Source organism: Bacteroides sp. 51 (genome assembly GCF_010500965.1).
In the GTDB taxonomy this organism is placed as follows: domain Bacteria; phylum Bacteroidota; class Bacteroidia; order Bacteroidales; family Bacteroidaceae; genus Bacteroides.
Genome location: NZ_QVMI01000018.1, coordinates 105,189 through 120,269, shown reverse-complemented (window position 1 = coordinate 120,269; position 15,081 = coordinate 105,189). Strand labels below are relative to the sequence as shown.

The following is a 15,081-nucleotide window of genomic DNA, read 5'->3' as shown; positions in this document are numbered from 1 at the left end:
TTAACCATTCAACCCGCCTTTCGGATTGACCCTGAAAACAGCTTATTCTTTGCTGGCTGCCCACACAATTGCATTCCGGAACATTGTCGTAAAATCTTCCGTATCGTATAATTTAGCGCTGTGGCCAATGAGGAAATACACGTTGCGCGCCTTTTTAGATGGGTTTACCCATACCACAGGGTGATCTCCCATTTTGATATCCGAAGCCGGTTGGTAGGTCGATTCATCTACCGACGCCAGAACATGTACATTAGGACGTGGGTTCTGATTAAACGTATACCACTCATCATCGGGTATGACAAATGATTCACTGACTCCTTTCATGACAGGGTGTTCCTTATCTTCTACACGGACAGTTCCATCTGCCAGCGGTGCAATGTAATTCTGGAAACGTATATCTCCCATAAATTCGGAGAACCATTGCCACATGGGGTAACCATCGAACTCGCCTAATAGCGTAGCGTGGTGGAATCCAACCCATCCGCCCAAACCTTGGTCGATGTAGTCGATGAATGCTTTTTCGGCTTCGGGCGTCCACATGTAAGGCGGGTAGTCCAGTTGGATGATCAGGTCGAAGCGGGAAAGGTAAGACACGTTGATTGAATCGGTATTGTTGATCTCGGTAAACCCGAAGTTCAGCGATCTGCTTTCTTCTCCCAACCATTTGATGCCGGCATCGGTGAAACCGCCGTGCTGTCCGCCTCTTTCTGTTAAAACGAGCACCTGGAAAGGGGAATTGTTTTCTGTACTCTTTGTTGTTTTTGACTGGCATCCTGTAAAGAGGAAAATGAATAAGGGCAGTATGTATATCAGTTTTTTCATGAATAGGATGGTTTTAAATCTTGCACATCTGCAAAGTTAAAAAATATAAGGAAGGGGCTGACCAAAAAGCGAATGATTAACTGTAGGGGCGGTTCGCGAACCGCCCGGAAATGGTTTTCTGTGTATCCAGTGTATTGGGCGGTTCGCGAACCGCCCCTACAAAATATGCTTTTTAATCAGCCCCAACTTCGCCGGTTTATTATAACCAGCCTGGGTTTTGTGTTAAGTTACCTTTTGTTCTATCCATTTCCGACTGATCAAGAGGGAAATATCTGAATTGCTCTGTCCAGCCTTTGCTACCCAATACCTCTGTTCCTTTATCGAAGCGTAAGATATCGAACCAGCGTTGCATTTCGTCCGTAAACTCGTATCTTCTTTCTTCGAAAAGAATATCCAGGATTTCCTGCTTGCTCTTGCCGCTCAGGTCGATCCGGTTATTTTCATTCTGGAACGCACGGTCCCTGATCTGGTTAAACCACCCTTGTGCTTCCGAACCCACACTCCCCTTGATGCGTGCTTCCAATTCAACGCCAAGCAACAATACATCGGCATAACGGTAGAAGCGGTAAGAGAAGAAGTAGTTGTTGATCGGGTCAATCGAAGAAGCTGTCTCCTTGCGAGGATGATACTTGTAGTGTCCCAAGCCTTCGAAACGCTCCTGCGATTCGCTCATTACAAAAGGACTCGTTCCTTCCGGAAGCGTTCCGCCGTCAATCATATCCTGCACTTTCTTTATCTCGTCGGCATATACAATAACCGTTCCCTCGCGACGCGTATCGCCCGCTTTGAACATCTTGTAAATGCTGCTAGGCATCGTATTCTGTCCCCAACCATGCATCAAACCACCTTGCTCGGCACTTCTTGGGTCGATAATGTCACGACCGCCGAGCGCTCTGCCCAGCCCGTTGCCTTCTCCCGAATTGTCACCGGCAAAGGCGATATCGTAAATAGATTCCGTTCCCCATTCTCCATCCTTTAACCATAGGTGCAGGTAGTTTGGATCTAGCTTATAACGGTTGCTGCTGATAATTTCTTTCATGTCATCCAATGCCATCTGGTATTTCGTTTCATCCCTGTGGAAGAGGATAAGCTTAGCACGAAGCAGCTTTGCAGCATCCCGGCAAACACGTCCCTGATTTGTTGAAGCTCTTGCAGGCAGATATTTTGTAACTTCATCTTCCAGGTCGCTCATCATAAACTCGTATATCTCCTGACGCGTTCCTTTGGCTACCGTATATATCTCGTCTACCGACAAGCGTTCTTTGATCAACGGGAACTGCTCATAACCCATAAACAAGTAATTGTAGAACAACGCGCGGAGGAATCGGGCTTCTGCAGTAATAGAATTAACGAGGGTGGGGTCGAGGTTGCTATTGGCTAATTTATCTAATAAGATATTTGCTGCAATAACACCATGAAACACACCATAATCCCACTCATTCCACCAGGAACCATATCCCCACTCGCCAAAGCAGTTGGACGGGCCATACGTAAACGTATCCCACTTTGTTTTCCATTGCCCTTCGCCGATACCACCACCGGTTTCCGATTCGTCGGACAACAGCGAAGAGTAAGACCAGATCTCCATAATACGCACCTGTACCTCATTCATGGTAGCATATAGCCCCATCATCATTTCACTTTCGGTTTTGTAGAACTCAGTTTCTGCTACTTCGGTTCTCGGATTTGTCTGCAAGAAATCATCACATGATGCGAACAAGATCAATGCGCAGATCATCCATATAGTTGTTAACTTCTTCATTGGTTTTCAATTTTAGGTTGATTTAGAATACGATATTTGCTCCGATGGTAAACGTGCGCGATTGTGGGAAAGTACCCCCGTCAAATCCGTCGCGTGTTCCCACTTCCGGGTCATATCCGCTATAGTCTGTAATGGTAAACAAGTTCTCGCCCTGAACGAATACGCGGGCTTTTTGTATAAACGCTTTCTTGGTCAGACTTGTAGGCAGAGTATATCCTATCTGCGCCACTTTAAGTCTCATATACGAACCGTCTTCTACAAAGAAGCTGGACACCTGATAGTTATTACTATCACCCTCTATAATACGAGGCACCCAGTTTGAAGTTCCCTCGCCGTGCCAACGACCCAACCATGACTCATCAAAGTTACCTTTTGTAACGTTCGAGCGTCTGTACAGTTTGTAGATATCATTACCGACTGTTCCCTGGAAGAATGCACTGATGTCGAAGTTCTTCCATTCTGCGTTTAGATTGAAACCATACGTCCAGTCCGGATTCGGTTTACCGATCATGGTTCTGTCATCACCATTGATACCATCTTTACCATCTAAATCCTTGAAGCGGATATCACCCGGTTGGGCTTTAGGCTGTTTCAACTTGCCATCTTCGGTTTTGTAGTTATTGATCTCGTCCCAGTTCTGGAAGATACCATCGTGTACATAACCATAGAAGAATCCATAAGGACGTCCGTTTTCACTATAGCTCACTTGTCCACCCATACCACCACCGATGCTATTCAAACCGATTCTGTCATCACCCTGATCGGTTACGGTGTTTTTGATATACGATGCGTTACCACCTACGTTAAACTTCACCTGGCCTACGTTGAATCTGTAAGAAGCCTCAAACTCTACCCCTTTATTTTCTACCGTACCTTGGTTGATCCACATCTTTCCATATCCGCTATACATTGGGATAGGGAGGTTCAATAACATATCCTTTGTTTTCTTGATAAAATAGTCGGCCGAGAAAGTCAACGCATTATTAAAGAAGCGGAGGTCAATACCTAAGTCCGTTTGTTCGGAAGTCTCCCATTTAATATCTTCATTTACATATCCTGCCGGTTTCATTCCGGTATATACTTTTCCGGCTTCTACTGCACTTAAACCAGACTTGGTCATCATACTTGTATACTTGAACGCATCCATGTTTTCGTTACCATTCTGTCCCCAGCTGAATCTGATCTTGGCAAAATCCAACCAGGATGGTCTGTTCTCCATAAACTTCTCGCGTGTCAATACCCAACCGGCAGAAACCGAAGGGAAAGTAGCATATTGATGCTTTCTACCAAAGTTGGACGAACCATCGCGTCTTACTACCGCTTCGAACAGGTATTTCTCATCGTAGTTGTAGTTAACACGTCCAAATACAGAAGCAATACGATGATCTCTTGCACCTCCTTCCACTTTAGACATTTCTTCGGCTGCCGTTGCCGTATCAATATATCCTTTGTCAATATCTACTACGAGCAGGTCATAGTCTGTTCCTTTCAGGTTGGAATAGTTGTAAGAAGACATGGTTGTACCCACCAGTGCACCTATGTTGTGCTTACCAAACGCTTGGGTGTACGACAGCACGTTCTCCCACTGCCAACTGGACGACTCTCTCTTTTCGTCTTCTACCCTTGAATTAGCATTCTTAGATGTACTGTTCAGTTCATAAACCGGGATAACGTTTTTGAGAGATTGGAATACCCAGTCGTTGCTATAGCTTGTTTTGAATGTTAATCCCGGCAACAATGTAGCATCCAGACTGAAGTTTGCACCAAATGTTTGCGGAATTCTTCTCTGATTGTGCTCTACCTGCATTCTCGCCAAAGGGTTTACCACGTCGTTCATATCAATGATGTTGTAAACTTGCCCATCGGGCGATTTCACATGATTCGGGTAAAGTGATTCGTATCTGGCCAGCGTTGCAGGATCAGTTTGGTAAACCGACTCAGTAGGAGGTAACATATTCATAGAAGACATTAAACCGCCGGCTTCACTGTTACCAATATTATTACCGGTTTTGATTTCCTTTGCATAGTTCACAATGGCGTTGAAGCTTACTTTATTCAGCCAGTTGCGTTCTTTGGTATCTAAAAGTACATTGTTATAGTTCAAACGGAAGTTGTAACGTTCGTAATCAGAATGTCCTTTGGCAAAGATACCTTCTTGCTTCACGTAACCGAAAGAAGCATAATAGGTTGAATTCTCTCCACCACCACTTAATGATACCTTATGATTGATGATCGGTGCGTTCTTGTTCTTCAACACATCCTGCCAGTCCGTATCAACGGTTGAGGGTGTTGGGAAATAAGGATCTCTGCCCGGAGTATTAGCTGCCATTTCGTTCATCAACATCTGATAATCCGCACTACCCAGCAGGTCGATCTTCTTGGATGGATTCTGAATACCATACGTAAATTCATAGCTGAGGCTCGCTTTTCCTTTTGTTCCTTTTTTGGTAGTAACCAAAACTACACCGTTTGCACCACGTGCACCATAGATGGCAGCCGAAGCAGCATCTTTCAGAATTTCAATAGATTCAATGTCCGAAGGGTTGATGTGGTTGATTCCACTTTCGGATGGCATCCCGTCAATAATATATAGCGGGTCGGTGTTATTTACGGTACCCGTACCACGGATACGGATTTTGGAGTCAGATCCCGGCTGACCGGAATTAGATGTGATCTGTACACCGGAAACCTTACCTTTCAATGCATTCTGTACATTGGTTGGGTTTCCTCTGTCCAGTTCTTCAGTAGTAACACGGCTTACGGCAGAAGATATCACACTTTTCTTCTGTACCCCATATCCTACCACCACCACTTCGTCCAGGAATTCGGATGAATCTTTGAGGCGAATGCTGAGATTGGTGTCCGATGCGGTTACCTTGTGTTCAATGTTCTCGTAACCAATAAATGTAAAGACAAGCACATCGCCTACCGAGGCTTTCAGGCTGAAATTACCATCAATGTTGGTCACTGTACCCACAGAGGGATTATCTTTCACGAATACGTTAACACCAGGTACGGCGTCATTTAACTGATCATATACAGTTCCTTGTATATGGATCGGATTCTGTTGAGCAAAGAGTTGCGTGCAGTAAAGGCATACTGTGAGTAGCAACAAGAAGATTTTTCTTTGTTTCTTCATGAGTAAAAAGTATTAGTTTGTTTCAAGGTGTGTTTTCCTTTTGAGTGCAAGTTCGTTCTTATCTTTCAGGGCGAAGTTGAATATCTCTCAAGAAATGTTTATTCTCTAACAAACGGGTGTATAATGACTTTTTTTCAACCTGAAATGATAGGAAACGAACTTGCGGAAGTGAGGCGTCGATCAGTTATATGCGTTGAACGGAGCTTTAAATGCTTTTCTTAATGTAATGATACCTTTGGAAGGGAAGTCTTTGGGAGCCTGCTGGGTTACTTTTCCTGTTGCAACCCATTCGGCTCCGCGTAGAAGAGTTACCTGAAAACCTGTACATTCCATAGCGTAGCGCAATTCCGGATCATTTCCGGCATGACCCAGAAGCGTAACGAAAACATTACCTTTGCCGTACTTTACGGTCCACATCATGGGTTCGTCGCGACCATTGCCGTTCATCTCTTCGTAGGTTGTGGCCAGGATTTCCATGTTCTTTCCGGGACCTCTCAGGCGGGCATAGATTTCGTCTTTGAAGTGTTCCCATTCGGTGGGTAATCCTTGCAGAATAGGGTGTCCGGCACTTCTGTGTGTGATAGTGGAAGGATGTTGTAACCCGTGATATCCGGCCGGGCCGGGGGAGTAATCATAAACGATCTGGTCGTTTTTGTAATATACATACGGGCCGTCTTTCTCATTACGTCCGTTCCAGGCGCCTAAACCGATCATTTCGTTATATGCAGGCCAGTCGTCCATACCTACAACGGATGAGTGGATAACGACTACTCCACCGCCTTCGGCTACAAACTTCTCGAAGTTTTTGCGTGTAGGCTCTGCCCAGGTAGTTCCTCCGTAATTGATAATGACCAGCTCGTATTTGCTGAAATCGGGATTGAATTGGCTAATATCTTCTTTCCAGTCCGGGGTAATGTGGATGTCAACGGTGAACAGTTCACTGTTCTCCAATGTCATTTTGATGGCTTCGCTTCCTCCCCGCCACCAGTGGCTACCGTCTTGCCCGGTGACGATCATGGCTTTGATTTTCTTTTGGGCGTGGCATGGCTGGGATAGACCGAATGCCCAGATGAGGAGGGTGATTATTGTTTTCATGTTTTGTATAATTTAAAGCCTCACCCCAGCCCTCTCCAAAGGAGAGGGGGAAGGGGTTACACCCTGCGGCGCCGTACTCCCTCTCCTTTGGAGAGGGCTGGGGTGAGGCTGTTGTTTTTATTTCCACTCAATGCAATCATGCACCCAGGTTACTTTGAGATTGTTCCCGTATTCATCAACCGTAAACTTTCCATCCTGGAAATAGCGCCGGTATAGTTCGTATATCCCATCATTATTCCGGTCTTCAAGTACCAGATCACGTTCTGTTGAGATAACAATATCTGATTTGTACTTGATCTCTTTGGTGTAATAGTCTATAACAACATAATAGTTCCTGAACAAGTCAAAATAGGGATAATGCCCGTTGTGTGTACTGAAAAGAATAACCTCTTCCAGTGCCGGATCATCGTCCATCTGGACTAATTGTGAGGTGTGCGGACCAAATCCGCGCTCTTGTGCTTCGGGTGGGTATTTATCCCATTTCCGTGGAGTACTTACCTGAAATTGAGCCTGAGCCTGTATAAAACAAGCACCCAGAAGTAGAAGAATTAGAAAATGTTTCATGATTTATTCGGTTTCTGCGGATTGATGAACTCTGGAGCCTATCAAAGCATAGTACAACATATAGATTTCGCCAATGATAACAAGCAGCCATGACCATCGCCAGCCACCTAGTGCATCGGCCAGCATGCCTTGTGCTAAAGGAAGAATAGCTCCACCCACAACACCGATCATAAATACGCCGGATGCTACGGATGTATATTTACCAAGTTTGTTTACGGAAAGGGTAAATATTGCTCCCCACATAATGGAGTGGAACAAACCTACGGCGGTAAGTATCCACGGATTATTCATGCCCACGGCAAGTAAGGTGAGCGCTGCTGCCGATACGGTCGTTACGACAAGTTGTATACGGGGTGGAATGGTTCTTAGTGAACTGCCAACCAATCGGCCGATAAGCATGCCGCCCCAGTATAAGGTTGCCATCAATGCCGGAATAGCAAAATTGATGCCTAACAACGTAAGGGAGCTGTTACCGAAGAATGAGAATGGGCCGTTGGCTGCTTCCAGTTCAATGGCGTATAGATTGATGTTTGCACCGATACACACCTCTACGCCTACATAGAAGAAAATAGCAACTACACCCAAGGTAAGGTGGCGGAAGGACCATACGCTTTTTTCCAGTTTCTCTCCTTCTTCTACTCTTGTTCCCTGAATATCGGGTAAGGAAAGCCTCATCAGTGTAAAGACAACGATAGCAATGATGACCATCAGGGCAAGGAATGGAATCTTGAGTTGGCTAACCTGTACATCTTCCATAGCTACTCCGCCAAAGACAATACCGGTAACGAAGAAGGGGGCTATGGTAGTACCGATGGAATTAGCTGAACCTCCAATAGCCATACGCTGAATGGGTTGGGTGCCTTTAACATAACAGGCAGTCAGATAGGGGTTGATAACGACTTGCAGGATGGTGGCCGAGGCGCCGACAACAAAAGAACCCAACAGGAAAATGAAGAATCCGATGGGTACGGTGTTGCTTCCCATATTGATATTGGCATCGGGGTAGCGAACAGTGAACCAAGAGGAAAGGAAGAAGAAGCCTAGTCCGGCGATCATAACGAAAAGGGAGCGGACGAGTGTTCCTTTATATCCGTATTTGCTGATCCAGGATGAACCGATACCTCCGCAGATGGGGTAGGCCAGGAACCAGGAGAAGGTGATCAGGGTGGCGAATGTGTTTTTAAGATCGCCGACTCCGGTCAGGAAGGCTTCTTTCAGTGGGCCTTGGAATTGGGTGTTGGCGGTGGTCAGGAATCCTACGATGAGGAAGAGGAAGACCATGGTAATGAATGGTCCTACGTAACTTATTTGTTTTTCTTGCTGTGTCATTGGTAGTTAGGTTTGTAGGGGCGGTTCGCGAACCGCCCGATAATGGTTTGATATATGTTTTCTGTGTATTGGGCGGTTCGCGAACCGCCCCTACAGGATGTGGACTACTGTTTTAATTTACCCGCTGCTTCCTCATCAAATATAAACTCGCAATTCGGATGCAGTTGCAATATAGATGCGGGAATATCAGTAGTCACGGGGCCTTCGAGCATTTGTTTTACGATATCGGCTTTTCTTTCCCCTTTGGCCAGGAGTAGTATCTTGCGCGATTGCATGATGTTTTTTAGTCCTAGTGTTAGTCCGCCCAGTTCTTTATCAGAAGGGGTGTTGGTTTCTTTTCTGATGCGGGCTTCCAGCGCTTCATCCATACTTGTGACCCAGGTTTCCCCTTCAAAAGGTGAGCCGGGCTGATTGAAGCCAAGATGTCCGTTCTCGCCAAGCCCCAGGAGTTGGATATCGGCTCCGCCTCTGGTTTCGATTGCTTTCTGAAAGGTGCGGCAGGCGGCATTGAAATCATCCGATGTGGTTGGCGGCATAATGAATTGCTTTTCGGTTATGCCTAAAGCGTCGACCAATTCATTTTTAAGCATGGTATAACATGCCCCGGCATACTCTCTGGGCACGTTGGTGACTTCATCTACGCCAAATATCGTTACCTGCGATACATCAAATGGATACTGCTTGTAGATTCCGGCGATAATCTCATGCAGGTTCTTGGTTGTTCTTCCTGTTGACAAGCCAACCACTGCCTTTGGGTTATTCAGAATCTCGCCGATCACACGCCAGGCAGCCAGCGCATCGAATGCTTCTTCGTCTTTTACGATGGTTATTTTCATGGTTACTGTTGGGGGTTACATGTTCATGGCTACGGCTGCTGCTCCCAGCAATCCGATAAAGTCGGGGTTTAGTTTGGTAATCACAACGCCATTGTTTACAAAACGCATGGTGGTCGGACTGAGCTTTTCGAGTGTTTTGGTATGTATGTAACCATCGGAAACGATGCCGCCTCCAAGCACCACCGTGTCCGGATCGCTTACGCGTACAAGGTTCATAATGAGGTTGGCCAGGGCTTCCGAAGCATTCTCAACCAGTTGCACGCATAAGGGGTCACCCTTTTTGCTGAGTGTAAACACCTCGCTGGCCAGTACACGCTCTCCTTTATCTGCCGGGATGTGCAGTTTCGTTTCGTATCTGTCTGCCAATAGGCGGGCGCAACGGTCAATGCCAAGTCCGGAGGCGATAAGCTCTACGCAGTCCATTCGCCCGCATCCGCATTTGATGCCCACATTGACGCCGACACGCGTATGGCCCACTTCGCAAGCGTTGAAATGGCTGCCTCTGATTTGCCGGCCATTAACAACACAGCCGGCGGCAATACCTGTTCCTACATTTATATATATAAAGTTCTTGGAGATTTGCCCAAAGCCGAAAACCCGTTCGGCACGGGTGGCGCTTTTTACATCGTTATCAATGTGGCAGGGAATGCCGTAGATGTCGAATAACTCCTTTGCCAGGGCGATAGGTTGGGTCCGGCTGGGGTCGATTTGTAGCCAGACGCCTTCTTCCGGGTTTACCCGCCCGATGAGGCCGACACCCATTCCGATGGGCTTTTTGTCTGTCCATCCTACGGTCTTGATGTAGTCATCCAGAGATGCTTTGATGATCTCCGAAGCCGCTTGTTGATTGAAGTAACCTGAGTCGTATTTTTTGTACTTCAGAATGTTACCCCGGTTGTCTACCTCACCGATGAGTAACTTGGTACCTCCTAAATCTAGTCCTAAATATGTTTCCATTTGATTTATTTTATGGTTTTACTATGTAACTGTTTATAGTCACAATATTAGGAACAATCGGGTAGAGGAGGGTTGAATATCTGACAAAAAAGGTTCGTAGACTGTTTATATACAATTATACCTTACTCGGACTGACTCCGAATTGCTTCTTGAAGCTGGTACTAAAGTATTTCGGGTCGGAGAAGCCCACCATACAGGACACTTCCCCAATGGTATATCTGCGTGAGGCGAGAAGTTCTTTTGATTTATTGAGGCGTATAATCCGGATAAAGTCGTTGGGGCTTTGGTCGGTCAGTGTCTTTAGTTTATTGTAGACGGATGTGCGGCTCATGCCAAGCACCCGGCAGAAATCATTGATAGAGAACTCCGTGTTGGAAAGCTCATTGTTTATGATTTCCATTGCCTTATCCAGGAACTCTTTATCTAGTTGGTTGGTGTAATCAATACCTTCAAAGTCGGTGTCTGAAGATAAAACGGTTTCTCTTAATTGCTGACGGCTTTGCAGGATATTCCGCAACCTGACTTTGAGTACCGAGAAGTCGAAAGGCTTAATGATATAATCGTTGGCACCGGCTTCAAGTCCGGCAATGACGTATTCTCTTTCGCTTAGTGCGGTAAGGAGGATGATTGGGATGTGGCTGGTTTCCATCGAGGATTTTAGAATGCGGCACATTTCGTCGCCTTCGAGTTTGGGCATGATAACGTCGGAGATGATGATGTCCGGGTTGATCTCTTTTGCCACTTCGAGGGCTTTTTCGCCGTCGGATACGCTGACTACTTCGTATTCTTTGGATAGTTGCTCGGTGAGGTACTCGCGTATGTCGGGATCGTCTTCGGCCAGGAGGAGGACGTTTTTGCGGGTTTGGTTTTCGGTTACTTCCGGGATTTCTATTACTTCGTAGTTCTCGGATAGCTCTTCTTGGGGAAGGCTCCCACCACCTCCCCCCTTCGGGGTACTCCTCCTCAGGCAGGAGGAGAGTTCGATGCCGGATGGAAACTTGGCTGTCCCGCCTCGGGACCTGGCTGCGGCACCTTGCCGCGGGAAAGTAATGATAAAGGAGCTGCCCATGTTTTCGGCACTGGAAAAAGAAATCTGTCCGTGTAGTTGCTTTACGATTCGTTGTACAAGCAGCAAGCCGATGCCTGAGCCTGTTTCTTTGGAGCTGACGGCATTGTTGGCTCTGAAGAATTGATTGAAAAGGTGTTTCTGGTCTTTGGCAGGTATACCGATTCCGGTGTCCAGTATCTCGATAGACCATTTATGCTTGGTATGCCGCACGATAACGGAGATGGAACCATCTTCGGTATATTTCAGGGCGTTGGACAATAGGTTGTCCAGTATCTTGTTCATCTTGCCTTTGTCGAACCAAAGTTCCGGGAAGTCCGGTTCGATATCCAGTTTCAGGCTGATTCCTTTTTGGATGGCTGCCGTATGGAAGTCGGCTATCTTTTCTTCCATATAGCTGTATATGTTCTGTAGGCTGACAGAGATGCGCTCGGGGTTGAGGTCGGCCTTTTGCAGATCGAGCAGGTGGGTGACCATCTCGAACAGCTTCTCGGCGTTTTTGGTTGCTACGGACAGGGATTTGCGCGTATCTTCGGATAATCCCTCTTGCGATTCCAGTTCGCTCAACGGGGCTTTGATCAGGGTAATCGGGGTGCGTATGTCGTGTGCAATGCTGATAAAAGAGCGAATCTTCTCTTTCGAGTTGTATGCCTTTATTTTGTGGCGGGCAAACTGTACGGACAGGTAGGTGATGACACAGATAATCAGGAAGTAGAACAGAAATGCCCAGTAAGACGCCCAGAACGGCCTTCCGATAATGATTTCCAGTGAGCGTTCGCCCATCTCTTTCTGGCTGTATTTATCTATTGCTTTCAGTCGGAAGGTATACTTGCCGGGGGGCAGGTTCATGTAATCTACGCTGTGGGCTACATCGGCCGGTAGCCAATCTGTATTGAAATGATCCAGTTTATACTCGTAGTGTATCTTATGCGGGTAAACGAAATCAATAGCGGAGAAAGCTATCGAGAAGGAGTTCTGCGCATACTTCAGCCGGATGGACGACGTTTCGTTTATGGCTTGCTTCAGCAGCGATCCGCTTGCTGCGGCTTGCACGGATTGGTACAACAACTTGAAGTCGGTGAATATGAGTTCGATCGGCTCTTCTGCATCAAAGTCGAAGTGTGGCGAGAAGATGAGTGCCCCTTCGGCTGTTCCCAGTGCCAGATCTCCATTTCTAAGTTTGATGGAGGCGTTCGGGTTGTAGTATCCCCAACTGATGTCGAGGAACTCGTTCATGTTGATCACCTTTTTGTTCTTGAAGTCGAGGTAGTAGAGGTTCTTTTCGGTGTTGAACCATATTCCGCCGGAGTTATCTTCGAGCACATTGTTGATGGAGTTGGAGTCCAGCCCGTGGTCGGTGGTGAATACCTTCGACTCACCGGTTGCCGGGTCGAAATATACGAGTCCGTTGCCGTCGGTGCCTAACCATATGCCTCCCGAGGAGGATTTAACCAGGCAGCGAACGGGGTATTGCAGGGTACTGCCGCCGAATGTGTTGTACCAGGTGGTGTTGCCGTTGCGCTTGTCGAAAATGGCCAGACCGCCGCATCCCGCCATGAGTAGGGTATGGTCGTCATTGGGCTTGATGTCGCCGATACAGTCAATGGGATAGTAAGTGTAGGTATTGGCTTGGGTGTCGAGGCAGGTAAAGTCGCCCTCTATGCCTCCGAAATAAAGGCGGTCGCCGTCTTGGTGAATGGCATAAACGTAGTCGGTGGCTATACCATTACTGCCTGTTTTGATTCGTTCTACCCGGCGGCTTTGTTTGTTGATGCGGAAGATGCCGATCCCATATCCGCCTACCCAGATGTTCTTCCGGGTATCTTCGCAGAGGGCAAGAACAACGAAGGAGTGGCCGGCGTTGTCTTTCTTATCGTCCAGAAAGTGTGTCCATTGGTTGGTTGCGGGCTGGTAAAGGCTGATACCATCGTTGGTGCCGTACCAGAAGTCGCCGTCGGAGTCTTCCAACATTACGTTGATGTGACTGGATATAAGGGAGTTGCGGTTGTTGTGACCATGCCTCACCCAGTGCGTTTCGGGACTGTTCGGGTCGAGGTAGCTGATGCCGTTTGTGTAGGTGCTTACCCAGATGCAATGGCGTTCGTCGACGAATATATCGGAGACGGTGTTGCCTCCCAAGCTGCTGTCGTTGTCTTCGTCGGCAAGATAGCGGTTGATGAGTTGGCCATTTGCAGTATCTACCTGGTAAACGCCCGAGCCATCGGTACCTACCAGAACGGTTTGATCTGTTGTGGATGCGAAAGCACGGATCGGAACGGATGGGATAAAAGACTGAAACGAGGTGGTCTTTTCACTGGGGATATCTATCATAAATGCACCGTCGGAGAATGTGCCGACGAATAGCTTCTGATCAATCGTAAACAGGGATTCGGTTCTGGTTTCAATCGGGAAGTCTAAACGTTTGGTGGTGGAGAAGGTGTTGGCGTTCTCTTCTTTCCACAACCGGTAGAGGTGTTTGCCGGTTCCGGCTACGTAACTGCCGTCGTAAAGCTGGATGATGCGGTTTACCTGTTCGCCGGGCATTCCGGCCTGAGTCAGGCTTTTAGTTTCGGGGGTGTAGTGGTAAATGCCTGTTGACAAGCACAGCCAGAGGTTATTGTCTTTATCGAAATAGATGTCGTTTAGTGCTACGGCTTTGGATAATAGTTGGGTGAAGTCGGCTTCGAGGTTGAAGGCATCGGTTTGTTTATCGTACCGGTATAGTTTGCCGCTTTTCAGTGAAATCCAGACAGTTCCTGCCTGATCGCAGGTCATAATGGTGGAGGATATGATGTGGTCGCGGGCTTCGAGGGTTTTATCTAGTTTGTAGTGCCGGATCTCATTCCCGTCGTAACGGTCGACTCCCAGGTAGGTGAAGGCCCAGATAAAGCCCGAAGAGTCTTTGGTTAACCGGAAAACCTGACGACTGCTAAGCCCATCTTTTACTCCAATATGACGAAAGGAAGTAGAAGATGCGCTCGCAGACAACATAAAGAGTAAACATATGATGGATAGGATTCTACTCATACAGGTTAACCTAAACTCTGAAATTATAAATGTGCAATTATAAGGATAAAGGTCGGAAAAAGAGTTTGAATACTATCAAAATAGCTTTGTTTTTTATCCATTTTGATGGAAATGGTTTACTGTAGGGGCGGTTCGCGAACCGCCCGAAAATGGTTTTCTGTATATTCTGTACATTGGGCGGTTCGCGAACCGCCCCTACAGTAATCAATTCATTTCCGATCCCGTTTTGCGCTAAACCTTTAATAAAGACTCTGACAATTTAACAATTTGCCCCAATACCAGGATTGATCCATACATTCCTAAACGCTCTATAGCGGGATCAGATATGAACTAGAACTACTCTGTGTATACTTAACACGTAGCTTAGCAATACAGTAAGGCTAGCAAGTTTTTACTAAATCTATATACTGGATGAAGAATAGCGCTGTTTTTCTCGAAGAACAGCGCTATTCTTTGTGAAAAACAGCGCTATTCTTCATCCTTT

Annotated in this window: 8 protein-coding genes and 1 pseudogene; all 9 read right to left on the bottom strand. The window is 46.7% G+C overall.

What is annotated here, in order from left to right; genetic code table 11:
* Positions 1–42: 42 nt before the first annotated feature.
* Positions 43–726, bottom strand: a pseudogene (locus D0T87_RS14580) (ThuA domain-containing protein); the annotation flags it as partial.
* Between the two features lie 295 nt (positions 727–1,021).
* A complete protein-coding gene (locus tag D0T87_RS14575; RefSeq protein WP_163175874.1) occupies positions 1,022–2,584 on the bottom strand; it encodes a RagB/SusD family nutrient uptake outer membrane protein in 1,563 nt (520 codons plus the stop codon).
* Positions 2,585–2,606: 22 nt separating this feature from the next.
* On the bottom strand, positions 2,607–5,723 hold the full coding sequence (locus tag D0T87_RS14570) for a TonB-dependent receptor (RefSeq protein WP_163175873.1): 3,117 nt from the start codon (positions 5,721–5,723) through the stop codon (positions 2,607–2,609).
* Between the two features lie 180 nt (positions 5,724–5,903).
* Entirely contained in the window at positions 5,904–6,818 is a 915-nt protein-coding gene (locus D0T87_RS14565; RefSeq protein WP_163175872.1) for a ThuA domain-containing protein, read from the bottom strand.
* Between the two features lie 117 nt (positions 6,819–6,935).
* On the bottom strand, positions 6,936–7,382 hold the full coding sequence (locus D0T87_RS14560) for a hypothetical protein (protein WP_163175871.1): 447 nt from the start codon (positions 7,380–7,382) through the stop codon (positions 6,936–6,938).
* Between the two features lie 3 nt (positions 7,383–7,385).
* Positions 7,386–8,711, bottom strand: coding sequence for an MFS transporter (locus D0T87_RS14555; protein WP_163175870.1), 1,326 nt, complete (start codon positions 8,709–8,711; stop codon positions 7,386–7,388).
* Positions 8,712–8,815: 104 nt separating this feature from the next.
* On the bottom strand, positions 8,816–9,547 hold the full coding sequence (locus D0T87_RS14550) for a 6-phosphogluconolactonase (RefSeq protein ID WP_163175869.1): 732 nt from the start codon (positions 9,545–9,547) through the stop codon (positions 8,816–8,818).
* A 15-nt stretch (positions 9,548–9,562) separates the two neighbouring features.
* Positions 9,563–10,504: an ROK family protein gene (locus D0T87_RS14545; RefSeq protein WP_163175868.1), complete on the bottom strand. Its 942-nt coding sequence runs from the start codon at positions 10,502–10,504 to the stop codon at positions 9,563–9,565.
* A 115-nt stretch (positions 10,505–10,619) separates the two neighbouring features.
* Entirely contained in the window at positions 10,620–14,597 is a 3,978-nt protein-coding gene (locus tag D0T87_RS14540; RefSeq protein ID WP_163175867.1) for a response regulator, read from the bottom strand.
* Positions 14,598–15,081 lie beyond the last annotated feature (484 nt).

Bases quoted from the DNA above. Each gene is read 5' to 3' on its own strand.
- D0T87_RS14555 (WP_163175870.1), bottom strand. From the start codon at position 8,711: ATGACACAGCAAGAAAAACAAATAAGTTACGTAGGACCATTCATTACC.
- D0T87_RS14550 (WP_163175869.1), bottom strand. From the start codon at position 9,547: ATGAAAATAACCATCGTAAAAGACGAAGAAGCATTCGATGCGCTGGCT.
- D0T87_RS14540 (WP_163175867.1), bottom strand. From the start codon at position 14,597: ATGAGTAGAATCCTATCCATCATATGTTTACTCTTTATGTTGTCTGCG.
- D0T87_RS14565 (WP_163175872.1), bottom strand. From the start codon at position 6,818: ATGAAAACAATAATCACCCTCCTCATCTGGGCATTCGGTCTATCCCAG.
- D0T87_RS14545 (WP_163175868.1), bottom strand. From the start codon at position 10,504: ATGGAAACATATTTAGGACTAGATTTAGGAGGTACCAAGTTACTCATC.
- D0T87_RS14560 (WP_163175871.1), bottom strand. From the start codon at position 7,382: ATGAAACATTTTCTAATTCTTCTACTTCTGGGTGCTTGTTTTATACAG.
- D0T87_RS14570 (WP_163175873.1), bottom strand. From the start codon at position 5,723: ATGAAGAAACAAAGAAAAATCTTCTTGTTGCTACTCACAGTATGCCTT.
- D0T87_RS14575 (WP_163175874.1), bottom strand. From the start codon at position 2,584: ATGAAGAAGTTAACAACTATATGGATGATCTGCGCATTGATCTTGTTC.